The 23,111-nt window shown below is 39.1% G+C and carries 26 protein-coding genes and 3 tRNA genes; 12 read left to right on the top strand and 17 right to left on the bottom strand.

What is annotated here, in order from left to right:
- Window positions 1-29 precede the first annotated feature (29 nt).
- A complete protein-coding gene (locus NSU15_RS05915) occupies window positions 30-152 on the bottom strand; it encodes a hypothetical protein (protein ID WP_339289559.1) in 123 nt (40 codons plus the stop codon).
- 601 nt (window positions 153-753) lie between these two features.
- Between NSU15_RS05915 and NSU15_RS05910 the strand changes: the two genes are divergently transcribed.
- Window positions 754-978, top strand: a complete 225-nt coding sequence (locus NSU15_RS05910; RefSeq protein ID WP_339289558.1) for a hypothetical protein — start codon at window positions 754-756, stop codon at window positions 976-978.
- Between the two features lie 299 nt (window positions 979-1,277).
- On the top strand, window positions 1,278-1,547 hold the full coding sequence (locus NSU15_RS05905; RefSeq protein WP_339289556.1) for a hypothetical protein: 270 nt from the start codon (window positions 1,278-1,280) through the stop codon (window positions 1,545-1,547).
- A gap of 822 nt (window positions 1,548-2,369) precedes the next feature.
- Here the strand turns inward: NSU15_RS05905 and NSU15_RS05900 are convergent.
- Complete coding sequence (locus NSU15_RS05900) at window positions 2,370-2,618, bottom strand: hypothetical protein (protein WP_339289554.1); 249 nt, start codon at window positions 2,616-2,618, stop codon at window positions 2,370-2,372.
- An 83-nt stretch (window positions 2,619-2,701) separates the two neighbouring features.
- On the opposite strand from NSU15_RS05900, the gene NSU15_RS05895 reads away from it, so the two are divergent.
- The 4 genes from NSU15_RS05895 to NSU15_RS05880 all read left to right on the top strand — a co-directional run bounded on the left by NSU15_RS05895 (window position 2,702) and on the right by NSU15_RS05880 (window position 7,387).
- Window positions 2,702-3,217 carry a hypothetical protein gene (locus tag NSU15_RS05895; protein WP_339289552.1) on the top strand — a complete coding sequence of 172 codons (516 nt, stop codon included), beginning with the start codon at window positions 2,702-2,704 and terminating at the stop codon, window positions 3,215-3,217.
- Window positions 3,218-3,621: 404 nt separating this feature from the next.
- Window positions 3,622-4,986, top strand: a complete 1,365-nt coding sequence (locus NSU15_RS05890; RefSeq protein ID WP_339289551.1) for a PIN domain-containing protein — start codon at window positions 3,622-3,624, stop codon at window positions 4,984-4,986.
- A gap of 591 nt (window positions 4,987-5,577) precedes the next feature.
- Window positions 5,578-6,618 (top strand): DUF1835 domain-containing protein, encoded by a 1,041-nt coding sequence (locus NSU15_RS05885; protein ID WP_339289550.1) that lies wholly within the window; start codon window positions 5,578-5,580, stop codon window positions 6,616-6,618.
- A gap of 172 nt (window positions 6,619-6,790) precedes the next feature.
- Entirely contained in the window at window positions 6,791-7,387 is a 597-nt protein-coding gene (locus NSU15_RS05880; protein WP_339289549.1) for a chemotaxis protein, read from the top strand.
- 777 nt (window positions 7,388-8,164) lie between these two features.
- Here the strand turns inward: NSU15_RS05880 and NSU15_RS05875 are convergent.
- Complete coding sequence (locus NSU15_RS05875) at window positions 8,165-9,121, bottom strand: hypothetical protein (protein WP_339289548.1); 957 nt, start codon at window positions 9,119-9,121, stop codon at window positions 8,165-8,167.
- A 506-nt stretch (window positions 9,122-9,627) separates the two neighbouring features.
- Between NSU15_RS05875 and NSU15_RS05870 the strand changes: the two genes are divergently transcribed.
- From NSU15_RS05870 to NSU15_RS05860, 3 genes are all read left to right on the top strand, one after another.
- Window positions 9,628-10,125: a hypothetical protein gene (locus NSU15_RS05870; RefSeq protein ID WP_076098449.1), complete on the top strand. Its 498-nt coding sequence runs from the start codon at window positions 9,628-9,630 to the stop codon at window positions 10,123-10,125.
- A gap of 648 nt (window positions 10,126-10,773) precedes the next feature.
- Window positions 10,774-11,073 carry a hypothetical protein gene (locus tag NSU15_RS05865; RefSeq protein WP_076272100.1) on the top strand — a complete coding sequence of 100 codons (300 nt, stop codon included), beginning with the start codon at window positions 10,774-10,776 and terminating at the stop codon, window positions 11,071-11,073.
- A 723-nt stretch (window positions 11,074-11,796) separates the two neighbouring features.
- Complete coding sequence (locus NSU15_RS05860) at window positions 11,797-12,420, top strand: hypothetical protein (protein WP_339289547.1); 624 nt, start codon at window positions 11,797-11,799, stop codon at window positions 12,418-12,420.
- Between the two features lie 255 nt (window positions 12,421-12,675).
- Here the strand turns inward: NSU15_RS05860 and NSU15_RS05855 are convergent, their stop codons facing one another.
- The 9 genes from NSU15_RS05855 to NSU15_RS05815 all read right to left on the bottom strand — a co-directional run bounded on the left by NSU15_RS05855 (window position 12,676) and on the right by NSU15_RS05815 (window position 19,398).
- On the bottom strand, window positions 12,676-12,876 hold the full coding sequence (locus NSU15_RS05855) for a hypothetical protein (protein WP_076272103.1): 201 nt from the start codon (window positions 12,874-12,876) through the stop codon (window positions 12,676-12,678).
- Between the two features lie 326 nt (window positions 12,877-13,202).
- Window positions 13,203-13,625: a hypothetical protein gene (locus NSU15_RS05850; protein WP_339289545.1), complete on the bottom strand. Its 423-nt coding sequence runs from the start codon at window positions 13,623-13,625 to the stop codon at window positions 13,203-13,205.
- Between the two features lie 115 nt (window positions 13,626-13,740).
- On the bottom strand, window positions 13,741-14,535 hold the full coding sequence (locus NSU15_RS05845; RefSeq protein ID WP_170880257.1) for a type II secretion system F family protein: 795 nt from the start codon (window positions 14,533-14,535) through the stop codon (window positions 13,741-13,743).
- A gap of 31 nt (window positions 14,536-14,566) precedes the next feature.
- On the bottom strand, window positions 14,567-15,808 hold the full coding sequence (locus NSU15_RS05840) for a CpaF family protein (RefSeq protein ID WP_076118129.1): 1,242 nt from the start codon (window positions 15,806-15,808) through the stop codon (window positions 14,567-14,569).
- A complete protein-coding gene (locus NSU15_RS05835) occupies window positions 15,801-16,964 on the bottom strand; it encodes a hypothetical protein (RefSeq protein WP_076118130.1) in 1,164 nt (387 codons plus the stop codon). The genes NSU15_RS05840 and NSU15_RS05835 overlap by 8 nt, the downstream gene beginning before the upstream one ends.
- Window positions 16,965-17,150: 186 nt before the next feature.
- The gene (locus NSU15_RS05830; RefSeq protein WP_076118132.1) at window positions 17,151-17,585 is read right to left on the bottom strand and encodes a DUF6526 family protein; all 435 of its coding nucleotides are present in this window, start codon (window positions 17,583-17,585) and stop codon (window positions 17,151-17,153) included.
- A 36-nt stretch (window positions 17,586-17,621) separates the two neighbouring features.
- The gene (locus tag NSU15_RS05825; protein ID WP_339289544.1) at window positions 17,622-18,494 is read right to left on the bottom strand and encodes a copper amine oxidase N-terminal domain-containing protein; all 873 of its coding nucleotides are present in this window, start codon (window positions 18,492-18,494) and stop codon (window positions 17,622-17,624) included.
- A gap of 110 nt (window positions 18,495-18,604) precedes the next feature.
- Window positions 18,605-19,024 (bottom strand): thiol-disulfide oxidoreductase DCC family protein, encoded by a 420-nt coding sequence (locus tag NSU15_RS05820; RefSeq protein ID WP_076118136.1) that lies wholly within the window; start codon window positions 19,022-19,024, stop codon window positions 18,605-18,607.
- 95 nt (window positions 19,025-19,119) lie between these two features.
- Window positions 19,120-19,398: a hypothetical protein gene (locus NSU15_RS05815; RefSeq protein ID WP_042124803.1), complete on the bottom strand. Its 279-nt coding sequence runs from the start codon at window positions 19,396-19,398 to the stop codon at window positions 19,120-19,122.
- A 338-nt stretch (window positions 19,399-19,736) separates the two neighbouring features.
- Between NSU15_RS05815 and NSU15_RS05810 the strand changes: the two genes are divergently transcribed.
- Window positions 19,737-20,216, top strand: a complete 480-nt coding sequence (locus NSU15_RS05810; protein ID WP_042124801.1) for a glutathione peroxidase — start codon at window positions 19,737-19,739, stop codon at window positions 20,214-20,216.
- Between the two features lie 174 nt (window positions 20,217-20,390).
- Window positions 20,391-20,897, top strand: coding sequence for a GyrI-like domain-containing protein (locus NSU15_RS05805; RefSeq protein WP_052414482.1), 507 nt, complete (start codon window positions 20,391-20,393; stop codon window positions 20,895-20,897).
- Window positions 20,898-20,969: 72 nt separating this feature from the next.
- Here NSU15_RS05805 and NSU15_RS05800 read toward each other — a convergent pair.
- Together NSU15_RS05800 and NSU15_RS05795 are read right to left on the bottom strand one after the other, a co-directional pair.
- Window positions 20,970-21,052 (bottom strand) — tRNA-Leu (locus NSU15_RS05800).
- 82 nt (window positions 21,053-21,134) lie between these two features.
- On the bottom strand, window positions 21,135-21,500 hold the full coding sequence (locus NSU15_RS05795; RefSeq protein ID WP_076118204.1) for a helix-turn-helix domain-containing protein: 366 nt from the start codon (window positions 21,498-21,500) through the stop codon (window positions 21,135-21,137).
- A gap of 212 nt (window positions 21,501-21,712) precedes the next feature.
- Between NSU15_RS05795 and NSU15_RS05790 the strand changes: the two genes are divergently transcribed.
- Window positions 21,713-22,336 (top strand): hypothetical protein, encoded by a 624-nt coding sequence (locus tag NSU15_RS05790; protein ID WP_042124797.1) that lies wholly within the window; start codon window positions 21,713-21,715, stop codon window positions 22,334-22,336.
- A gap of 73 nt (window positions 22,337-22,409) precedes the next feature.
- Here the strand turns inward: NSU15_RS05790 and NSU15_RS05785 are convergent.
- From NSU15_RS05785 to NSU15_RS05775, 3 genes are all read right to left on the bottom strand, one after another.
- Window positions 22,410-22,492, bottom strand: a tRNA-Leu gene (locus tag NSU15_RS05785).
- A 6-nt stretch (window positions 22,493-22,498) separates the two neighbouring features.
- Window positions 22,499-22,570, bottom strand: a tRNA-Glu gene (locus NSU15_RS05780).
- Window positions 22,571-22,654: 84 nt separating this feature from the next.
- Window positions 22,655-23,098 carry a hypothetical protein gene (locus NSU15_RS05775; protein ID WP_339289542.1) on the bottom strand — a complete coding sequence of 148 codons (444 nt, stop codon included), beginning with the start codon at window positions 23,096-23,098 and terminating at the stop codon, window positions 22,655-22,657.
- Window positions 23,099-23,111: the final 13 nt, after the last annotated feature.

Raw genomic sequence — 23,111 nt, 5'->3', positions numbered from 1 at the left:
TGATTATTAGCGATCTCAAAATTCTTCTTCTAGCCGCCATATTGCCTGCTCCAGCGCTTCAATATGATCTCTTCCTTTTCCTCTGGATTGTAATCAAGAGGAACACTTTTCTCAGGTAATTCTTTTGCGTCTATAGCCTTATTCTTGCCCATTTCGTACTCGTGTCCGAGTATAACGTTCCCTGCCTCAGATATTTTGGGGATATAAGACGCTCACGGAATCGCATCGCTCTACTTTGAATTTCATTGAAATTTCATTATCCATAAAGTCACATACCTATTTTCACGTATCTTCATACATATAAATTAATTTTTTTCAAGCAAAAAGGGGAAAACCAGATTATTTTGTGTAAATATTTTTTATACAAAGAAAAAAACCACCGTTAAACGGTGGTGTTGACGGACTACGACAGACTAACTAGATACATGCACAGTACCAGTGTGCATGTGATTACTGCGAATGAAGTTAATCAATAAATAATCTCAAACTTCCAGTGTGTTTCTTTGTCTGTCCCCTTCAAAATGTAGCGTTTTATGAGGAAATAAACCCCAATTAGCCAAGTTGCGGAAATTGCTAACACTTGAAGAGTTGTAGTTCGTCACCTCTTTTTTCTTTAATGATTTTATTTTTTTTGATTTTTACCTACATTTTAAATTATGGCATAATCCATTCCCCCTATATATCAAATCATCAAGCCTTTTAAAGCAGGATTAAAGTCTCCTTTTGTCGAACCTAAGCACCAGGAGGGATTCAATGAAAATCAATTTATTTGGAAACGTAGATCTATGGGAGACTATAGGACCAATAATTTTAGGTGGGATTGCAGTTGCAGTTATCGGCCTTATGTGTTTTCTCATTATTCGGAGGATTGATAATAGATCAATACGTAATTTGGTGAGTATTTTATCGGTAATATTAATTATTTTGGGATTCTTCGGGACAGTTTACTTTGGAAGTGCAATATGGGGAAGTCGCTGAGAAGTGGCTCTTTTTTTGTATCTGAATTTAAAAAGTTCCACTGATCTAATCCATCCGCCCCACAATGTTATCTTTGGAGTTGGTACGCTCCTTACTTAAAGCTGCCATTCTAAGCTCCGAGAGATCTGAGTTTTTTCTTTTATTTTATGGGTATTTATTTTCTCATAAAGGAGGTTGCATGAGGTTGCAAAATAAAATTTGACACCAATAACAATAAGGTTTAATATACAAATCAGGAAGTTACTAAGAGGTTACTCTCGGTGCGACTTCAATATAAAGATACGAAGGGAGTTTTCACTATGAAAACTGAAGATTTACAAGAAATTAAGCAAGCTGTGTACGAAGGAACTTATGAGGCTTTTAAGCGCGCGTTTAGTGAGGGGCTAATCGGCGGTGTTAAGACTGCACCTAATATTTATGCAGGCTTGACTCCTTATCAGTCTGATGTTCTGGATGATCTACTAAAAAATGTTCCAATTTCCGATATTGCCAAAAAGCACGGCTGTACCCCTCAAGCAATACGTAATATGCGCAATAAATTGATAGTAAAAGGTCATCTTTCTATATAGACAACATTATTGTAGTTCGAAAGTATCGGTCATAAAAAAACCAGAATCTTGGGGCTTTTCTTGTATATACTTCTTACTTGCTTATCCGTGGCCGATAAGAACAAAACTCTGCAAATCGTTAAGCAAGTGTGAAACGAAATGGACGGACCTAAATGAGTTAGGACTGTGTGAGACATCTGAACAAATAATGAGGGTGTCGAGCTAATGGGAGACATTAAATAGCAACAGAGGCAAGCAATACTTGAGTAATAAAGTCTTGCTTGCCTCTTCTTTTTAATGAATTAGATCCTCTTTCCTTATTAAAGAATATCCTTTCGAACAATTTGTACGTTCGGCCGCAAATAATAACTGTTGTTACCTTGAATTGCTGACGAGCTATAACTGCTTATCCCTCGGTTTTCCCACACAGATGATTCCCCATCCATATGTCTACAGGGGCGCCAATTAGCAGCATTACACTTTTTAGCTCAGCGACTGTTGTGATGATTCGTTTAGTCATAAAATCCGCCTCACTTCTAATGGATCTCCGTTTGCGTAAAAGCGCTCCTCCTCCCTCATTCCCGCTTTATGTATGAACAAAAAGGCGCCTACGGAGTAAGTCAGTAGGCATCCTATCGAGTTCTATATCATCCTAAACATGGCCGTTCATGATGTTCGAAATCAGTGGCATAATCCGTCGTGTTTTCATTGCCAATTTTATGCTGTATCCATCCACTTTCATGCTGATCTAATATATAGTACTTTTCTCCATAAAACATCCATTTGTAATGCATAGAGTAATTTTATTTATCTTGGCAGATCATCCACATCATATTATAGTAATTATTGGATTTGATTTTGTATTTTAGTGATTTTTTCTAAAATCTTAAACTTAAAATCCTCAAATATTTCTAATGTTATTAATTCAGGAGATATTTCATATTGTCTTTGCAGCATATTATCAAGCACTACATATTCCTCACATATATCCAGCACTAATGTAGTTAAGAGTTTATTTTCCCTTCTTGTTATATCTAATTCACTTACTAATTCTTCTATTTTCAATTTCAACTTTTCATCTAAAAAAAACAACTTCATCCCTCCTTTTTAAATCAATTCAATTAATTTCCATCAAAATCATTTAAAAACTTTATCAAGAAAGGGAAAAACTTATTATGAAAAAAACTAAAAACTTATTTGATTTCAGTTTAGGGTTACTACTTCTTAGCAGTATTTCATTTTGCGGATTTAAATTATTCATGCCAAATCTGAATTTGATTTTCGTCCCTTTACCCGTTGTTGGATTCATTATATTGATTTACTTATTATTTGGTCGTATAAAAAACATTTCTCAACAAAATAAAGAAATTGACATTTATTCATTTGAAATAAGGCATTATTACAATCATTTGCAGAGATTGATATGGACAATTTCAATATTATTAATTATTTTTAGTTTCTTTTATTTGCTTTCCGAGGAAAAAATGGGTGATTTTTTAGCATTATTCAGCTTAGGTTTCACCTTGCATATTTACATAAATGATAACGTTGCAAAAAACATTCAAAATCACAATTCAAAAATACAATTGGAACAAATACTCAATGGCATTGATAAAGCAAAGGAAGCTAAAAGTGATATCACCATTAAAGAACTAGTAAATTTTCTCTCATCTTTAATAAGTAAAAAATAGTCTTATTTTAATAAAAGTTCTCTCATTCAATTAATATAAATAATTTGTTTGCGGAACTAGAACTCTTTTTGAAGAGCTATCTATTAACAAATTCGTATTTATAGATTTTGGCGAGAGTTTCATGGAGCAAGATATAGTGTTCAAGCTACAACCCCTGTTGCTATCTGTCGTTTAAAGCATCCTCAGATATGGATGGGCAGGATCTCACGGAAACAACTGAAACCCAAATACTTTCCAGCATTGTTAAATCTGTTGGCGTTTATTCATAGGATTTCGATCCGCAGCATATGAATCTTATTCTTATGAAATCATATAAATTTGACAACACCGTCATATCGCAAACAGTATGACGAAGTGAGTTATTATAATGAAGGAATAACATTACACATAGAGGAGAAAAAAATTTGACGATCGATGTATCATTTGAACAGTTTGAAGACATATGGACAGACTCCCCAGATGTAATTTTAGATACGAATTGTTTGCTTGAAATACATAGGAAGTCAACTTCTGATCAGGAAGCTATATTGTCCATCCTAAGAGGTGTCGAAAGATCTGTATGGATTCCCGCCCAGGTTAAAGAAGAATATATGAAAAATTACCGCCATGTAAAAAAAACAGCGGAAGAAAAGTATAGCGAGGTTACCAAACAAATAAAGCAAGCTACTGTAAATGCCCGAAACTCTCTGGAAAAACAGTTCATCCAATATAAAGGCAATAATTACCCTAAAATCAATGAACTAAATGCTTTTATTCTAGCAAAATTATCCGAAGTCGATGAAGAAGCAGCTAACTATCAAACGGTAATTCAGGCTGAAATTCAAAGGAATAAACTTATGCTAGAAAATGATAAAACAACAGAATTTTTAGAGGACATTGAAGTTTCCGAGAGGGTCGGTGCCCCTTTCACGTATCGGCAAAGAATTAATATATACACTGAAGGCAGTATTCGTTATCAGCATAAGATTCCGCCTGGTTATGAGGATAACGGTAAACGAAAAAATGACGAAACGAGTTTGGAGAAATATGGTGATCTGCTGATTTGGAAACAAATTCTTCGTCAAGCGGAATCATCAGGGAAATCCGTCATTTTTATTACTAACGACGCAAAGGAAGACTGGTGGCTTCTCGATAGCCACAAAAAGCCTGTTGAACCACGCCAAGAATTACTTGATGAGTTTAGGGAATACAGTGAAAAATCATTTATTATGCTGAACTTATCAATGTTTATTCAATATGTAAATCAACTTTATGGATATACAGATTCACGGTGGATCAAACTTCGAATGGAGCAGCAAGAATTTGCTCTTCAATGCATTGAACTTGGTGGTGGCTGGGAAGTAATTTTGGATGAGCAAATGGCTCTTACCCGCTACCTCATTCATAGTGGTGACTTACAGGATTATTTGGATAATCCGTTATCAGATGTTGAAATTTTGGAATATCTGGATTATGACATTGACATAGAGTCTTTCGATATAGATGAGGAAGATTCTACAGTCATTATCGTAGGTTATTTTAGTGCAAAGATTATTGTTCAAATATCGGAAAGTGCCTTCTCTGATTATGATATCGATCATCACAATCAAGAGATTATTATAACAGGTTGGATAAATATTAAATGTGCGGTAACATTTGAGGATCATAATTACACCATTCCAAGAAAATCAATTGATTTAAACATCGGCGGTTTTGAGGCAGTAGCAGTTTCCCGACAATATTATGAAGACGATAAAGAAACTGAGACGGAAGATCATTTACCATTTTAAAAGAGGGTTCACTTTGTGTATATTTTAACCGCCCCCGCTACCAAGCTATGCGGCTACAGTAGATCCATAACAACGAGGCGAGTAAGACTTGTATAATCGTCTTACTCGCCTCGTTGTTCACCAAATTAGTTCCGCTTTCCTTATTGAAGAGCTTCCTTACGGATACTCTGTACGTTCAGATGCACTTTGAATCGCTAAAGAGCTGTAGCTGCTTATATTTGATTTTTCTCACACAAATGTTTTCCCATCCATGTGTCTATACGAGCGCCAATTAGGCGTCAGTTATTCGTTTAGTCATACCGTCCACTCCATCTTTAATGGGCTCCATTTTGCGTATAAACCCCATGTTCTCCTCTCATAAAGCCTTATGTATGAACAAAAATCGTCTTTAGAGCAAACATGGTAGACGTCCTTTTATATCTCATGTCTTCTTATAAATTGACCGTTCTCTTGTTAAAATCAGGAGATTCTTTCTTTGTATCAGTAGAAAATAAAGTGGTGACTAAGGACGAAGATGATTCGTTAAACTAAAGGGCAGGATTATTACAATATATGGTATTATAGTGGATATGTCCCGTGAGGAGGATATCAATGGAGAAGTGCTACGATAGCCTACATCAATTTGATGGAAATGACCTGCGGTTGTTCCTATACAATTTGTTAAATACAGTAGATCGTTATGGTAAGGACGGCAGTATTGAAGAAAAAAAGTTAGCAGAAGGACTCGTTAATATACTTCAAACCCAGATAGAGGCGGTTCACAACCATAAATTAAAAATGAATGAACTCCAACAATATGTCTATCTTGTTTTCAGTCTCTCTGATGCAGGTTCATTAAAAGTAACTCTAAGTAAAATCGGCAAATGGGAGCTATGCCAAGTCTTAGCATTCAATGAATTGTTTTCAGTCGGACCAATATCTAACTTAGATACGAAAACTGGACAGCAGAATAGACTTTTTTGGTTGACAGAAAACGATGCGGACTTCATCTATGCCCCAGAGCATCTGCTTGTTAAAATGGTAGAGGCAGTTAAGAATATTCCAGAAAATAAAACCATTGTCATTTGGTGCGCGGATAACGCACATGATCAAACAGGCTTACGTTTCGTATTGCATTTGTTGAGAGGTCGAAAACAGCCAGTTAATGTTGTCAATGTGACAGAGCTCTTTAATACTACTGGGCTTCATAACAAAGAAGGATTGAATCCCTATTTTAGTGGTTTAGTCGATCGAGAGCATTTTCAGGCAATCGTAAAAAAGTATTATGCAGGTGTTCCTCTTGATCCTAACCAAAGAAAAAGGTATGAATCAGAATGGCTAATGCTCTCGAATGAAAATCATTTGCTCCGTTTGTGGAAAGAAGATTCTGTTAAAGGTACTGATGAATCTGCCCTGGACGAAGTGATAATAAGGTCAGTCATTGAACTAGAGCAAGAACAAGATGAGAATGGGTTTATCAAGGCGGGGAGTGTCGTCGCGAGGGTATGTGATACGTCGCACCAACTCGTAGGGTACTCATTTATTACCAATAGAATATGGATCTTAGTTAACCAAGGAATTTTAAAGATTAGCGGACTGCCAAGGGCCTTGTATCAGTTCTCTGTTAAACTTGGCACCCATAGGTTAAGCTAACGGAAAAGGATAGCACTATGACAGTAGGCAGCCGAAATCATTGGCTGCCTATTTAGCGAACGGGCAGGATAGTTACATCGTTCCTCGAATATTTTATCACTTGGATAATTTAATGAATTTATCAATATAACGTTGTCTAATACGCAAATCTTGATATGTGAGGGGGATTCGTTTGAAGAAAGGACTTATTGTGTTATTGAACGGAGCCTCAAGCTCAGGAAAAACCAGTATTGCTATGGAACTAAAAAAACAGAACGAGATCCCATTTCATCACCTATCCTATGATGATTTTTCTGGTAACTACAATGATTTTATCAATAAAACATATCCAGGCATTAAACCTAAACGAGTATTGGATGATGAAGTTGTCTCAGAGATCCTTTTTGATCCCATCAGCTCAGTGTACTATGCGACCATTAAATTGTTTTCGGAAATGGGGCTGAATGTCATCGTTGATACAATAATTTATAATGATAAGCGCTTTAATGAATTTTATGATCTGCTGATGGATCTTCCTACATTGTTTGTAGGTGTATTGTGTTCAAGAGACGGACTCATAAGAAGAGAACATATTAGAGGAGATCGAGCACTTGGATTAGCACTTTACCAGTACGACAAAGTATATTCCTTTGCTGAATATGACCTAGAAGTCAATACAGAAAAGTTGAGTCCAGCAGAATGTGCCGATAAAATATTAAGGTTTATTAATCACGATCTGTCACACTCGGTATTTAAAAAATTAAGTAAAAGAGAGATTCGTGATTCATAGAAGAAAAATTCATCAGTTAACACTAAATTCAAGCATTGGGGCTACTCCCCCTCTGGCTGCCCGACGGATTTAGGAATTAAGCTAAAAGGAAACGCTAGTTGAACGACAACAGCGGCAGTCTAGGACTTATTATCAAGTCTTAGACTGCCGCTTCTTTTATTTATGAATCAGTTAAAATTTGTTTTTAAAACTGATAACTCTTCAATGCAAAAACCCGTTTAATCAATAACTCCAGTCTAATACTCTATTTTCAGCGAACACCAAATTTAAAGCCATGCTCAGGGAATAAATACAAAGATAGCATTTCAATATCTCGTTTTTCTTCCAACATAGTTTCAACTATCGGGGGTTCCCCTCTAACAAGGTTACTTTAGGGATTTTCTCAGCATTCCATATCCTATACTCGAATTCCCAGTCGTTCTTACTTAGGAAATTTAAGTAAATAACTATTAAAAAACCTTCATCATTAAGTATTAAACTGTTATGAATTTCCCATGTTTTTGTTTTATTTTCCTTAGTCTTTAAGTTGCACATATTTATTAATCCCATCGCAATATACTATCATATCCAAATGAATCACCTGATTTATCAAAAGCGAAAGGATATTAAAGATAACTCGACCTACTGGAACTTTATTTCCCGAATCTAACACTTATTTTTCGGATTTTCTTTTGACAACACAGACTGAGAAAGTAAGCATTAAGACTGATACTGCTTCATTAAGCTATACCAGGTTAGCGTGGTGAAAATGCTGCACCAGCGGTGCAGCATCTGATTTCAGTCACTCCCTTGCTGTAGCACGTTTTGTGGGTAATCTGGAATTTCGCTCAATAGCTTCTCATATTCTCCGTTATCACCATAGAGTAATGCTTTTTTTAAAGCATTTGCTAGTTTTTCTCCATAATATGATGTTGTGAGCTGAAGCAGCCGTCCATATGGCTGGGGATGAGTGGGGCTTTCTACCGCCCCTCTTAGATGCTGCATATCCTGAAACAGATCCTTGAGAGCTAACAACATAAATTTTTCATTAAGCCAGATCCGCTTTTTGGTAAGAACATCTTTTGTAATGCGATATGCAAGATGGTCAGCATGATATTCTACCTCATGTGATTGTTCTCTATGATCCAGTAAAATGTGAGCGAGTTCATGCGATACAATAAACAGCTCCTTAACATAGAGCATATCCCCCCGCAGAAAATCTGCCTCCTTAGCTAGGAGAATGAGTGGACCGAATGGAACCCCGTGTGTTCTATAATTGCCAATCAGTTCGTTGTAAAATGTATTGATATCATCCAACGTGACCGTTTTTGGTTCTTTTCTGTCGCAGAATTCAATATATTCAAGTTCATTGGATGCTATTTTATATTTTGTGCACTGATTTATAAAGGTAATCATGCCATAGTTGATAAGAATGACATCATATTTAGTTCTCTCCACTCGCGCTCTGTGCTCACCGCTATTGACAAGTCCGATTGCTACTCTCTTTTTTAATTCTGACACCTCTTCTTCAGTAAACAAAGAGAGGATATCTTCCCATAACTGAAATATAATAACCTCTTCTGCATTTCCAACGTTCATAACTTCAAAGTAATTATAACCTGCTTCCTCAGCCCTCTTTATTAAGACTTCCTCGTATTCTGGATGCTTTTGAAATAGATCATACGCCTGATTATTATGCTTTTTAAATGTCTGCACTAGTTCATCAGCAGATTGAAAATTGATATCCCAAGTCATCACGGTATCCCCCTCTTTTTTAACAGGATACCATATAATTACACAACCGAAATCTCATATTGTAAAAAAAGATCATTTGCGTAGCGTTTGTTAGTGCTAATCGTTTTCTTCCTACAGTTGATCGATGAAAATAAAGAAATAGATAGAAAAACTTTTAGACCTTGGAAATATAGTTATAAGCTATCGGTGGTGTTAAGCTATCAAAGAACATTAGTTCAATGGCAACAGCGGCGACAAAAGTTTGGCTAATTAAGCCTTGCTCGCCGCTTTTTCTTTCTTATTGAAGAATATCCTCCCGAAAAATTTGTACGTTCGTACGCAAATAATAACTATCGTGACTTCGAATTACCGATGAGTTGTAACTGCTTATCATTAAATTTTTCTCACATAGATGATTCCCCATCCATATGTCTACACGGTGCCAATTCGACATCCGTTGTGATGATTCGTTTCTTCGTACTGCGCAATAGAATATTTTTTCTTCTTAAAGAGATACTAATCAAAATTTGATTATTTCACAGGGGGCAACAATTCTGAAAAAACTAATAATTTTCTTTGCTTTTTGTTTTTTAGCATTTGGAATTTCTCCATATGCTGCCGTAGCATCAAATGATCTCTTCAAAACACCTGCATCAAAACAATCTGATCAGTGGAAAGTTGAAATCAAGAAAGTTGAGAAATATGACTCTAAGATGTCAAAACCTCGTAAAAATGAAAGTGAAATGTACAACATTATCATCACCAATATCGGGGTTGGCTTAGAAAATGTAGTGTTTAACTCCTATAGAGATGAACCAAATACCCAAACAAAGTTCGGATTAAGCATTTCAGACGATCATCACAAAATTTTTAAACATGGCGAGATAGTCGACTTTTCTAATTTCCCTATTTCTGTTGATTCAAAGGAACTTCAAATCGAGATTAGTTGGTACGGAAAACCTTCAAATAACGAATCCCATGATAGAAAATACAAAGAAACCTTTACTTTCACACCAGCAAAATAATAGATGCATATTGGGCACTTCGGTGCCCTTTTAGTTTACAGTTTACGTCTACCACACATCATAAATCCCCTTAAATTACAGGCTAAAATATGCAATCAGATTCCTTACCAAGGAAACATTGATCAATGGAAACAGCGGGGACCAAGATTTATTAAGTTTTGGTCCTCGCTTCTCTTACTGAAGAACATCCTTACGAACAATTTGTACGTTCAAACGCAAATAATAACTGTCATTACTTTGAATCGATGATGGGCTGAAGCTGGTTATCATTCGGTTTTTCTAACACAGATAACCTCCCATCCATATGTCTACAGGGGCACCAATTCGGCATCGGTTGTGATGACCCGTTTAGTCATTTCATACACTCTATTTCTATCGAGCCTCTGTACTCGTGTAAGCCCTCATTATTACCATCCCAATAAGCTTTTCTTTATGTATGAACAAACAGACGCCTACAGAGCAAACAAGTAGGCGTACCGTTAAGTCCCAAGTCTTTACTGGTATGGCCTTTCTGATACTAAAATCAATAACCAAGCTAATTAACGCTTGAAAAAAGAAAGCAAAAAGAATATACTAAGAAAGTAAAAAGAAAATGTAAAGAATGTTAATAGTAAGTACAAAGAACTAAAAAGAAAGTGAAGTGATTAAATGATCATTATTAAAGTGAATGAAGTACCAAATTCAAAAGAATCCTTGAAGGCGCGTGTTCGCAGAGCCTGGAGAATGAATATTGATCGCTTGTACAATCAAGAAGAACTTGCTGCTGTGTATCGAGGTGAAATTCTTGAAGTTTACAGGGTTATTAGTTACAAAAAAGATGAGATGGAACCTGATCGAGTTGCTTTTGAATTAGAGGAAATCTCAAGCCCGCTAAAGGGGAAAAAAATAATCTATAAAACAGCTAATCCAGCAACAGTCTTGGATGTAACCGATTTAGTATTTGTATAAATGAAAAGAAATTATTAAAGAGGAGAAGTGAAAATGATGAGAGACGGACTTTCTTACTCCGACACGGAAAAGGCGATTTTGGATTGGGTGGCCTCCAAAGTGGGAACTGTACAAGAGATGGAAATAATTGCACCCCTGCTTGCAAACTAGATGCAACGCTCATCTGTTGGGGCTATTCAGAAACAAATTGAGGATAGAAAACGAGAAGCTGGTCATAAAGAGTTCTTTTGGTCTAGAAAATAATTATAATGAATTTTAGATACAGGCAGTGCTTGTAGCCGCCCCTCTAAGCTCAGAGAGATCTGAGCTTTTTCTTTTATGTTATGGGTATTTATCTTCTCATTAAGTAGGTTGCATGGGATTGCAAGATGTCCTTTGCCTATCCTTTTTCATGAATTAGGTCCTCTTACCTTATTGAAGAATATCCTTACGAACAATTTGTACATTCGGACGCAAATAATAACTATTGTTACTTTGAATTGCTAATGAGCTGTAGCTACTTATCCTTTGATTTTTCTCACACAGATGATTCCCCATCCATATGTCTACAGGTGCACCCATTTTTATTGCGCTTTTTAGCTCAGCATCTGTTGTGATAATTCGTTTGCTTGAACTGTTCAACAAATAATAAACCATTGACAAAACGCCGAAATTATTATAGGTTATTTATAAACTAATTAGTAACTGCTAAGTAGGTTACTATGTAAGGATGAGGTGATGATAATGAATATTTTTATGCTTCGCTCTAAACCACATAATATCGAGCGACTCCCACTTTTCTTAGAAAAAAACTTAGTAGCAATTGGTTGGCATGCCACTGGTGATTTGACAGGAAAAACAATGGATCAAGTTAAAGAAATCTTACACGATGAATATGGATACGAAGGGCAATCCCTAAGAACGAATCTCGGTACCGTTAAGACGTTTCTGAACACTAAGGAAGGCGATCTCATCTTAATCCGCGAAAAAGACAACAATGACTATGTTCATATTGGCAAAATCAATGGTTCATACGAATGGAAACCAGAATACCTAGATCTGTTTATGCCACATACAAAAAGTATATCTTGGTTAGTAGCTGTATCTTATGACTCTCTAAACGCTTCAATTCAAACGATGTTAAAGAATCCAAGAACTACATGTAAATATCCAGGAAGCTATGAGGAGTCTGAACTAGATCAAATTATTAATGTCTACACAAAAAATAGTGAAAATAAAATTAATTCAAATCAGCAGCAAGTTATAGATGATATGTTAGAAATTCTGCGTAACTTAGCAAATAATGCAGAAAATGAGCAGGTTCGATTAGATGCTGCAAAAGAATTGCTTAACCATTTAAGAAAATAGTTAAAATGAGCATCTCCCTAGATAGAGATGCTCATTTTTCAAATCTATATTTCATATTTATTTCGCAATTATCGGATTCGTAACTCTTTGTTACTTCGCTATATGCTTCTATCACACATCATAATCCCCCTTAATTACAGGCAAAATTATGCAATCAGATTCCTTACCAAGAAAACATTGATCGATGGAAACAGCGGGGATCAAGATTTATTAAGTCTTGGTCCCCGCTTCTTCTTTATTAAAACTTCGCTTCTCTTACTGAAGAACATCCTTCCGAACAATTTGTACGTTCAAACGCAAATAATAACTGTTTTTACTTTGAATCGCTGATGAACTATAACTATGTATCATTAGATTTTTCTCACATAGATGATTCCCCATCCATACGTCTACAAGAGCGCCCATTATCATTACACTTTTTAGTTCGGCGTCGGTTGTGATAATTCGTTTAGTCATACTGTCTCCTCCATCTGTAACGGGCTCTATTTCGCATATAAGCCCTCATAAGTTCCAACCTCATAAAGCCCCTTATGTATGAATAAAAATGCGCCTACGCAGCGAATAAGCAGGCTTCTTTTTATGTCGAACGTCTCATGACCATTCTTAATGTTCAAAATCAGCGGCATAATCCTTCGATTTTTCATTGCCAACTTTAAATTAATCGTTTCGGACGCTCTGTATTCGCTTTTCGAGCTTTTCGTTGCCAACTTTAAATACGTTTTTCCAACTTTAATTATGCTTTGCCAACTATTTTTTATCATTGCCAACTATATTTAATCGAATCACTCTACACAGCGGATAATCGCTCGCTGCACAGTCTCACCTGCTCCCACCAGCAATACAATGCTGTTCAGAAGCTCTGGTAGCTCGAGCATAATATTTTGCTCCCGCACCCTCACCTTTTTATGTAAATCACTGACCATAGCAGCCGGTAGAGCTACCGCCAAGAAAAAACCTAGAATCAGACCTGTCTGATCGCCGCTAAACCCTGTGATCAAGCTTCCACCCACAAGCAACAACCAACTGTAGCTAAGCATCTCACCCATGAACAGCAAGGTCCGTTCTGCACTGTAACGCATCCCATAACTTCGCTGCAAGGAACGTTGAATCCTGAACATCAACGATGGAAAACGGCTGGCGGTGCCACTCTTCTCAATGAGCAGCAGCAGCGGTTCACCCAGCTTCCGAAGTCGTAAGCCGTCCATTGGAAGCCCCCTTAACCCGGCATATCTTTTTCCGCATTTAATTCGTAACAGAGCCCAGACAACAAGTAAAAATATAGTGACTACTGCACATAGCCATCGCATGATTTCATCCCCTTCACAGCGGAATGTCCATTATTTTAGTAGTCCAGAGATAACATAAGAACAACGCAATAAGCGCTAGTGTCGATATGGCTATACCCGCTCCCGTATACATAGGCTCCATATAGTCTCCTGCAGTTAAACTCATAAAGATCACCATGATCAGTGGGGATATCAGCAGTGCTTTAGCCTCGAACTTCTTCTGTGCAATGCTTACAGCAATATCCTGCTGAATATCTAGCTTCTCTCCGATAATCGAGGATGTACGCCGTACTACTTCTACAAGATCACCACCAGTACGTTTACATACAGAGAACACGTCAGCAAATCGCTCGATATCTTCCATTCCAGCTCTTTCACTGAAATCCCGTAGTGCTTCTTCCACTGGCTGACCGTATTCCATGCGCGTACAGATAATATTTAGCTCCGAGATCATATCGCCGCCTCCCTCCGGGTCGAGCATACGTAGATCCTGCACCGCTTCCCGGAAAGCATTCTCGACCGAGCGCCCTGCTGAGAGCGAGGAAGACAATGAAAATAACGTCTGTTTAAACTGTAAATTAAGCATACTCCGGCGTCTTTTCAGCAAATAATTACGCAGTATACGAGGTGCATACCCCCCACCTGGCATAAGTAGTAAAGACAGTATCCAATGATGATAAAAAAGATATCCCACTCCAAACAGCAGCAAACTGCCTACTGCGATTGCCAGAATTTTCTGTATCAAAGTCAACTCGTAAACCGTATAATCCGGCAATAATGAATGGCCTCCGGAATCAGCTTCCTTAGGCTTTTCAGAAGCAAACTTAATCTTAAGCACTGCCTCTTCCCCCTTTTAGAATTCAGAATCCATACTGTGATAACGGGTAGGAGGTTACACCAGCCATTCTAAGCTTTGCTGTATGTATAAGCGGGTTTCCACTAGAAACTAGCCCCCCTTGTACCCGTCCCTCTCGCTCACCGGACTCTTGAAATTCATATAGAGGGTTCAAGACCACTTCTCCATCTTTTAGGCCCCCAACCTCACTAATCTCCATCACTCGCCTAGTGCGATCACGGAGCCTGGACAAATGTACGAAAATATCAATCGCCGATGCGATCTGCTGACGTACAACCATTACCGGCAGATCCGCAGCACTTAGCACCATCGTCTCCAGTCGACTGACCATATCGTGCGCGCTGTTACTATGTCCTGAGGACAAGCTTCCATCGTGTCCAGTGTTCATCGCCTGCAGCATATCGAGACATTCCGCCCCCCGCACCTCACCCACAACAATTCGATTAGGCCTCATCCGCAACGAAGATCTGATCAAATCCCGAATGGAGATCTCACCTCTACCTTCTGTATTCGCGTTTCTAGTCTCCAAGGATACAAGATTAGGCACAGTTACAATCTGTAGCTCAGCGGAATCCTCTATCGTAATGACCCTCTCCTGTGAAGGGATAAACTGAGATAACGCGTTTAGAAAAGTGGTCTTCCCTGAGCCCGTTCCCCCGCTGATAAAAATATTGTATTTAGCAGCTACTAAGATTTGCAGAAGCTCTGCTGCTTCCTGGCTTAAGGCTTCACGCCCCACCAATTCATTCATCGTCATCGGCGTCTCCGGGAATTTACGAATAGTCATAGCCGGTCCTTTCAGCGAGACTGGCGGAAGTACAATATTCACACGGGATCCATCCTTAAGCCGAGCATCAACGATAGGAGAGGAGTCATTAACTACCCTGTTAACTCCGGAGACTACCGTTTGGATAATGTCCTCCAGCCTGCTACTGGACTCAAATTCCAAAGGAAGACGACGAATCTGACCCTCCTCTTCTATAAAAATCTCAGTATGACTGTTGATCATAATCTCCGTGATCGCCGGGTTATCCACTAATGGCTGAAGCACATCCAATCCTCGGAAAGAATCAAACAATCTCTTTACTAACTCATGCTTCTCATGCGCCGTTAAATAACGTAGACTTTCACTTTCTAGAATCGTTCGTTCGATATAACCGGTGAGTTCACGGTTTCCTACTGCAGAAGTTACATCAAGTCCTGCACGAATCTCACTACGCAGCGCCCTGAACATCTCCTCATTCATGCAAGTTCTTCCCAGTAAAAACTAATGGGAGTTCTGGCTCTACAATCCGCTTACACAACTGCAAGATTTCCCTCTGAAATTGCGGTGAGTTCAAAAAGAGCTCCTCACGGTGTTGCAGCGTCCATGATTGGATAAAGGGGCATACCCCTTCAATGCTAATTCCTTCAGGAGGCACCCACTCTTCCATACGATTTCCCGCAAAATTCACTACAAATCTACTCTTGTCCATCACATGGGGTGTCATACCAGAGTTAGGGGTGTTGCAATGCGATAACCACCTCATAGTCTTATACATGCTTACATCATCATTTTTCAGGACCCACAGTAGAATCCTGCTTCTTTGTAACACAGCTTTTGCTCGTTCTTCCTCGATACTGCCGGTATCCACAATAACAACATCAAAGTTTCTCTCAGCAACTAGACGCTCTAACAAATCCAATGTATCTTCCATAGTCATCTGAAGCATTTCCTTCACATTAATAACTGGCCTAAAAGCAGCCGTTCGGAGGTGATCATATCTAATGAAGTATTGTCCTAATTCGATCGTATCTGCTTCACCCTTGTCTCGACTGGCCTTTATTTCATAAAGCAGTCGCTCTAGCCCAGGCGTATGACCTGCAGGGATTCGAAGAAACAACCCACTGCTATCTACACTTTCAAGGTTTAGATAAAACACCGAAAGGCCCATCTCACCAAGCTGCTTAGCCATATTCAATGCTATTGTGGTTTTGCCCATGTTACCGCTAGAAGAGACGACCCCAAGTAACAGCGTTTCATCTAGCACAGAAGATCCTCTACCTCTTTGGACTTCACATAACTGAAGGAAAGCCCCCAGAAGGGAAGGCAATGCCTGATATTTGGCAATCATCACCCCTCCTGCTAGACTCTTAGCACTCTTACCAAGATAACCTCCATCCTCACTCAGGACCGCCCATGGAACCATGTTTTTTCCCTCTATCAGCCAAGCCTCGATGAAAGAAGAGTCCCCTACAACAGCATCCGGGATGTCCTCTCCCCTCATGAAATCAATAAAAGCATCCTTTCGGCTAAAAGCCGTAATACGCAGCATTTCTCCGTACTCGCTGTGATGAAGATAATGTAATAGAGGTTCGATATATTGACTTTCACGCACTGCGAGCACAATCCTTGCCGCCATGAAACCACGCTCCTTTCGATAAAAGGAAATCCATTATTTTCTCAAAAAAGACAGCAAAAAAAGCACCGACAATAACCGTGGATACGGTAATTGAACGGTGCTTCCGTCGCTATTCCTTTAATTTACAGCTATAGTAGCATATATACAAGAAGGCAGCAATAAGTTTTTTCGCACACTAGCTGGATACTATACTCTCATCTTATCTTCGCGCCAGTTCTTAATGGCAGACCGGATATCGTTAGGATTGAGCTTCTCCTTCACGGCTCGCTGACACAGTGCTGGGAACTCATCGTCACCTGCATAGCGCAGCGCTATAATTTGGGATAATTCAAGCTCTGGGTTCAAAGCTTCGCCTGTCAGACGGAAATAGCGAAATTGCTCTTCCACTCTCACCACGCGATCCTGATTTTTTGTCGCATATATACGAATTCTCGTAATCGCAAATAGTAGGCATAAGGACAAGCCAAATAACAGCAATGGCACCGTTAAAACCCCATCATCACGTATCTCTTGAACAGCATAAATTGCCGACCACACAAACAAAATTAGCGCAAGCGGCATCGTCACAAAATGAAAAGGCCAATCAAAACGCATAAATCCTTTAGGCTTCCCTTTATTCATAATTCATCTCCATATTCTATATGACTTGTAGAGTGCTTAAAGCTTGGTCTCGCCGGGAATAGCAACGACAAAGGGCTTGTTATTCTCCCAGTTCAGCGACTTCCCTGAAACTTTAGTCGTTCCATCCACATTAACGATTCCGCAAATAATCTGACTTCCCCATACACTCGTATAATAATAGGCATAGGATGGTGCTAAAACAGGGGCTTTACCATATTCCTTTGCAATAGGATGTCCAAATATCGCGGTAAAATCTTGTTTATCAGCCTCTTTCGAATCGTCCAAATCTGCTTCCCATACGACTGTTCTAATGTTGTCTTTAATCTCATAATACGATACAAAATGCCCATAGATTATGAAATATCCATCAGACCTGCCTTCTGGAAAATAATACGACATAGACAACGCTTCATTATCACCCGTTAATTGAGACGGCTCTCTTTCTTCAAATGGAAATTGTAAGGCAGCAATGCGGGAAACAACCAAATCGTTACTATTATAATTCTGCACAAGCTTTGCATTTGCACGTTCCTGAACCCAGACAGTATTCGTACTAGCGTCCAGAGTTACTCTAGCCCCAAGAGCTTCTGCAATAAACCTTAGCGGTACTGTAACTCTTCCATCCATGATTCTAGCAGGTGCATCCAGTTGTACAGATTCCGAGTTCTTCCATGCTGTTCGAGAACCTACTGTAAGCTTAATCTTCATAGAGTCTCTGATGATCGTTAATTGCTTTGTACGGGCTTCCCACTGAATAGAAGTATTCTTGAAGCTCTCAAAAGCCTTCAGCGGAACCATCGTCTGTCCAGAAACGATATGCACACCGTAATTCACGCTCGAATTATTCACCATTACCTTGAGCTTAGCCTCTGCGGATACCGTTCCCATCGTACCTAAAGAAACTAACATAACTATTAATAGATAAAGCCCTGCCTTTCGCAGCATCCCTTCACCCCTCGCTAAATGTCCTTAACTATACCAAATTATGGTTACATTATAACATCTAGCCAAATCTCGGATTACAAAAATCTTTGTTTGATCTCCGGTGTTGGGAGCAGACACTGCTCATCGCGCCCGAACCAACGGTAACGATTCCTTGCAACATAACGGTAAAGGATATTCCGTATTTGGCGCGGCACTATAATGAAGAAATACGCAGCAGGCCAAGGCCATCTCAATCTACGCGCAATCCGCAGTACAGCAGCCGACTCTGTATAACACACACCGTTCTCCAGCAATACAACTGTGTTCAACTGCCCAGGTTGAAGTCCAGCCTCCCTCATTAGCTTAGCAGCAATTTCACTTTGTAAAGGCGCAAATAGAAATTTAGCCTTGGGATCACGCGGGATGATGAAACGAATCAAACCTTGGCAAAGATGACACACCCCATCGATCAGCACAATGGATTTATTTTGCATAATGTTCAGCTCCTCGTTCATTGCTCCCCCTCCCTGATAAAGATAAGTGTATCGCATATTTTGGGTAAACAAAAACGCGGGATAGAAATCCCGCGCCAACATGTACCGTTCTTTAATTATTCAGCAATTGCCTTTTCAATCCATTGATCGCCGATCATTTGTCCTTCGAAATCAGCAGTGAATGCCTCCATGCATTTACAGATGAAATCTTTGCGGCAAATTGGACATGGAGTTTTAAGCAGGCGGCTGATGTTCGTCATTTTCCATTCCGGAAACCGATTATAAAACGCACGGCACTCCGTTCCATCAGCAAGCTTGATAATGAACTCGTACAATCCTTCCTTATCGTTGCTGCTGGCTTTGGTCACATTCGTAATATTCGGTCTGTAAGACATCTTCATCACCCATTATTTAAATTTTTGGTTGTAAATTGCACACGCAACATATTCTCAGATACTTAGACATATTAAAGAATTTTAAGGGTGATGTCAACCAAAGACGCCTAACACGGAGGCTATTTATTACTCTTTTATGATCAACGCCTTTATTCAGTCATTATTTCCATAAAATATATACAGATACATTTAATTTATGATCATTAATTTCACAATGATTTGATAAAGCGAACGGGCGTTAATGATTCATAGAACATTCTTATTTGGCTCTCTCTCATAAATGGTGTACAATTAAATTGTGATAAATCAAAATAGGAATTAAAAAGGAGGTGGCATCCATGAGTATATATGATTTTGAAGTCAACACTCTTCGGGGTGCAGAAGAATCATTGTCCAAGTACAAAGGCAAAGTGCTCCTTGTTGTGAATACAGCTAGCAAATGTGGATTTACGCCTCAGTATAAAGGGCTTCAGGAAGTGTACGAGAAATTTAAGGATCGTGGATTCGAAGTGTTAGGTTTCCCAAGCAATCAGTTTGCCGGCCAAGAGCCTGGTGAAAGTGATGAAATTGCAGAATACTGCGAGATTAATTATGGAGTAACCTTCCCCATGTTCGAGAAGATTGATGTAAAAGGCGACGAAGCACATCCCTTATTCAAATACTTATCTAAGGAAGCACCTGGTGTTCTAGGCTCAAAAAGCGTGAAATGGAACTTCACGAAATTCCTGGTGGATCAAGAAGGCCGTGTCCTTAAGCGTTTTGCTCCTAAAACTACTCCTCAGCAGATCGAATCTTATATCTCCAAGCTTTTGAAATAATCCGTTTAAGAAAAAATTCCGAAAAAGGATACCGGCCACATCACTCAGTCCACTAGCTGATATGCGGTCAGTATCCTTTTTGTCTTTACACATGATATTGTGATAAATCCCCCTCCTAACCCCTTTGGAATAATTTATATTATTGATGAAGAAAATTACTGGGAGGGTCAAGCGATGGTTAAACTGCGTGATTTGCCAGAACTACAGGTTATCGGTTGGACAAATGTTAATGCCTCTGGAGAGCCTTATCCGAATCTTTGGGAATTTGTTTTTGGTGAGTTAGATATTGATGCGAAATTTGACTCCATCCCCTCAAAAGTTCAAGACAGTGGTTGTTATCTGGGTCTATTTCAGAATCGTACATCTGTCCCCCGATTGTGGGAACAAGCTGCTTGGGATCATGAGTTCTTCCTTGCGGTCGAAGTAAAGCAGCTAGATTTCATTCCTGAAGGGCTTGTGCAGAAGACCTTCCCTGCATCAACCTATGCCATATTTACAGCAAACGGGGTGCCTCACTCGGCTTTTCAGAACACTTGGAATCACATACATAATGAATGGCTGCCGCATTCCGAATATATATTCAATCCGGATGGTGTCTTTTTCATCCAATATACAGAAAATTCTGGACCAGATGATGAACGATTCGAAGCCCATTTATGCGTCCCTATTAAGAAAAAGTAGTGCTTCCCCCAATGCTTGATTAAGCACAAAAAAAGAAGCCTTGCGTCGCAAGGCTTCTTTCGTCAATCTATATGCGGTAGAGAGGACTCGAACCTCCACGGGTATACACCCACTACCCCCTCAAGATAGCGTGTCTGCCATTCCACCACTACCGCGCGGTGTGTTAAACATAGAACTTTGTTTGAGGTCAACATTCATTATTATAAATGTACTTTTCCAAAATGTAAAGGCGTTGATTCAAGAATTTTCATCTACCAATTTCTGCTTGCGATACTCAGCGAAAGCTATGTATTCTTTAATGAATTCCTTTTCTTCTGGAAGCAATTCATCCACTCGACCTTCACTTGTCTTCGCTTCTTCGAAATCATAGGTCGCACTGCTCTCTTTCAATATCTCAGGTGTGTTTCTGCCTAAGATAAGCCAATCCAGACTCACATGAAAAAAAGCACCGATCTCAATCAATTTATGTGTTCCCGGAGTAGACTTCCCCCGCTTCCAATCGCCCATATTCCCTGTGCTAATGTTTAACTGCTCACAGAACGATTTCTTGGTCAGACCTTCTTGCTTAATTAAGTACTCTATACGTTCGTAAATGGTCTGCATCAGTGAACCGCCTTTCACAAAAAAAAATAAAAAAAGACTTATTTAAGTGATTCGTATTGTAAAATAACGTAAAAAAGTATATAATTGGTGCTATTATGTATTATCCGATTATATCATATGGCTAGAATGACGATAAGAGGCGACTCAGGTGACAAGTAACTCCCTTTATTATCTTATCATCTTGAAGGATCTCTAGGAGGGAGCGGTTACTTTTGTCAAAGTGCTTATCATCTTCCATTATCCATTCACTTGAACGCCTCCCCCACAATGCAGTGGTCATCAACAATCAAGGAGTTATCCAGTTCACCAATCGGAAGTGGAAGGTATTTAGTCATGAATACGGCCTCTCCCCCCATAACAAATGGATTGGAGCTTATTATTCGGAGCTTATGCAAGATGTGATTGTCGATTCCGAACAATGGGCCAAGCTTTGTGAGTCGGTGACAATCATACTCAGCAGAGAACACCAGGTTTATACTGCTGAATTCTCCATACAACCTATCAATAAAGGGAACCGGATTTTTCGTTTGGAGCTCTATCCTCTTCTTTCAGATGATTATTTAGAAAATGCTTTTATTATTTCTCTATATGATTTGGGCGCTTTTATAGAAGGAACTCAGCTGTCAGGAATCACCAGCCTCTGTTCGACATGCCAGTCAACACATGAGTTAATCCCTATCTGCGCTTCCTGCAAATCTATTCGAAATTCTAAGGATGAATGGATCACTATTGAACATTTTTTAAAGCAACAGCTTGCTCTACAATTCACCCATGATATCTGCCCAGACTGTGTCAGACAGCTTTATCCCCAATATGCCAGAGCCTTTAAGAACTAATCAGTTTATCTAATCTTATAAAAAAAAGTAAGAAAACCTCTGCGAAGCAAAGGATTTCTTACTTTTATTTGTATGCGGTAGAGAGGACTCGAACCTCCACGGGTATACACCCACTACCCCCTCAAGATAGCGTGTCTGCCATTCCACCACTACCGCATAATATGACCCGTATGGGATTCGAACCCATGTTACCTCCGTGAAAGGGAGGTGTCTTAACCCCTTGACCAACGGGCCTTAGCAAGGTTGTCTTAACGTGACAACAAAAATTATGATACCAGAAATATAGAGACATGGCAAGCACTTTTTTTCATCCATTTTTCAGCCCATAGCATTCTTAGATACTTCAATCATCTCTATATCCCAATCAGATCTAATTCTGACCTTGACCCACTCATATTGTTCCCTTGAATCGCTGTGTATCTCATAGACATAAAGAAGCTTTCTTCTGGAGCCATGGTCCTCATAACGGATAGGTTCAATAGAAAGATTTGCGCCACAAGATATTACAGTCTTGGATAGCTTTCTCCTAATAGAAGGATAGTGCTTACCATTCAGTACGCGATGCATATGTAGCATCATACCAACGCCGATCAACGCAGCAAGCCCACCGAAGATCAGTCCTGCCAGGCCGTTATAATAAGACATATCCCCTTGATGTGTAAACGAAAGTATAGCGGTCTGCGTAAGAACGAGGGATATCAAGGAGGCTGCTAGATTGGATAGTTTAATTGCCGAAACTGCCGGCGCTTTTCCTTTTCTCATTGTAACAATCGAT

This window comes from Paenibacillus sp. FSL E2-0201 (genome assembly GCF_037963325.1).
Taxonomy (GTDB): Bacteria; Bacillota; Bacilli; order Paenibacillales; family Paenibacillaceae; genus Paenibacillus_AQ.
Note: the sequence above shows the minus strand (reverse complement) of the source record. Positions and strands in the feature narration are given on the sequence as shown.

Excerpts from the sequence above, each read along its gene's own strand:
- NSU15_RS05850 (WP_339289545.1), bottom strand. The coding sequence starts at position 13,625 with ATGGACGGCTTACGACTTCGGAAGCTGGGTGAACCGCTGCTGCTGCTC.
- NSU15_RS05810 (WP_042124801.1), top strand. The coding sequence starts at position 19,737 with ATGAGTATATATGATTTTGAAGTCAACACTCTTCGGGGTGCAGAAGAA.
- NSU15_RS05835 (WP_076118130.1), bottom strand. The coding sequence starts at position 16,964 with ATGGCGGCAAGGATTGTGCTCGCAGTGCGTGAAAGTCAATATATCGAA.
- NSU15_RS05820 (WP_076118136.1), bottom strand. The coding sequence starts at position 19,024 with ATGAACGAGGAGCTGAACATTATGCAAAATAAATCCATTGTGCTGATC.
- NSU15_RS05910 (WP_339289558.1), top strand. The coding sequence starts at position 754 with ATGAAAATCAATTTATTTGGAAACGTAGATCTATGGGAGACTATAGGA.
- NSU15_RS05895 (WP_339289552.1), top strand. The coding sequence starts at position 2,702 with ATGAAAAAAACTAAAAACTTATTTGATTTCAGTTTAGGGTTACTACTT.
- NSU15_RS05815 (WP_042124803.1), bottom strand. The coding sequence starts at position 19,398 with ATGTCTTACAGACCGAATATTACGAATGTGACCAAAGCCAGCAGCAAC.
- NSU15_RS05830 (WP_076118132.1), bottom strand. The coding sequence starts at position 17,585 with ATGAATAAAGGGAAGCCTAAAGGATTTATGCGTTTTGATTGGCCTTTT.
- NSU15_RS05825 (WP_339289544.1), bottom strand. The coding sequence starts at position 18,494 with ATGTTAGTTTCTTTAGGTACGATGGGAACGGTATCCGCAGAGGCTAAG.
- NSU15_RS05905 (WP_339289556.1), top strand. The coding sequence starts at position 1,278 with ATGAAAACTGAAGATTTACAAGAAATTAAGCAAGCTGTGTACGAAGGA.
- NSU15_RS05915 (WP_339289559.1), bottom strand. The coding sequence starts at position 152 with ATGGGCAAGAATAAGGCTATAGACGCAAAAGAATTACCTGAGAAAAGT.
- NSU15_RS05885 (WP_339289550.1), top strand. The coding sequence starts at position 5,578 with ATGGAGAAGTGCTACGATAGCCTACATCAATTTGATGGAAATGACCTG.
- NSU15_RS05855 (WP_076272103.1), bottom strand. The coding sequence starts at position 12,876 with ATGACTAAACGAATTATCACAACCGACGCCGAACTAAAAAGTGTAATG.
- NSU15_RS05840 (WP_076118129.1), bottom strand. The coding sequence starts at position 15,808 with ATGAATGAGGAGATGTTCAGGGCGCTGCGTAGTGAGATTCGTGCAGGA.
- NSU15_RS05875 (WP_339289548.1), bottom strand. The coding sequence starts at position 9,121 with ATGACTTGGGATATCAATTTTCAATCTGCTGATGAACTAGTGCAGACA.
- NSU15_RS05860 (WP_339289547.1), top strand. The coding sequence starts at position 11,797 with ATGAATATTTTTATGCTTCGCTCTAAACCACATAATATCGAGCGACTC.
- NSU15_RS05865 (WP_076272100.1), top strand. The coding sequence starts at position 10,774 with ATGATCATTATTAAAGTGAATGAAGTACCAAATTCAAAAGAATCCTTG.
- NSU15_RS05805 (WP_052414482.1), top strand. The coding sequence starts at position 20,391 with ATGGTTAAACTGCGTGATTTGCCAGAACTACAGGTTATCGGTTGGACA.
- NSU15_RS05775 (WP_339289542.1), bottom strand. The coding sequence starts at position 23,098 with ATGAGAAAAGGAAAAGCGCCGGCAGTTTCGGCAATTAAACTATCCAAT.
- NSU15_RS05795 (WP_076118204.1), bottom strand. The coding sequence starts at position 21,500 with ATGCAGACCATTTACGAACGTATAGAGTACTTAATTAAGCAAGAAGGT.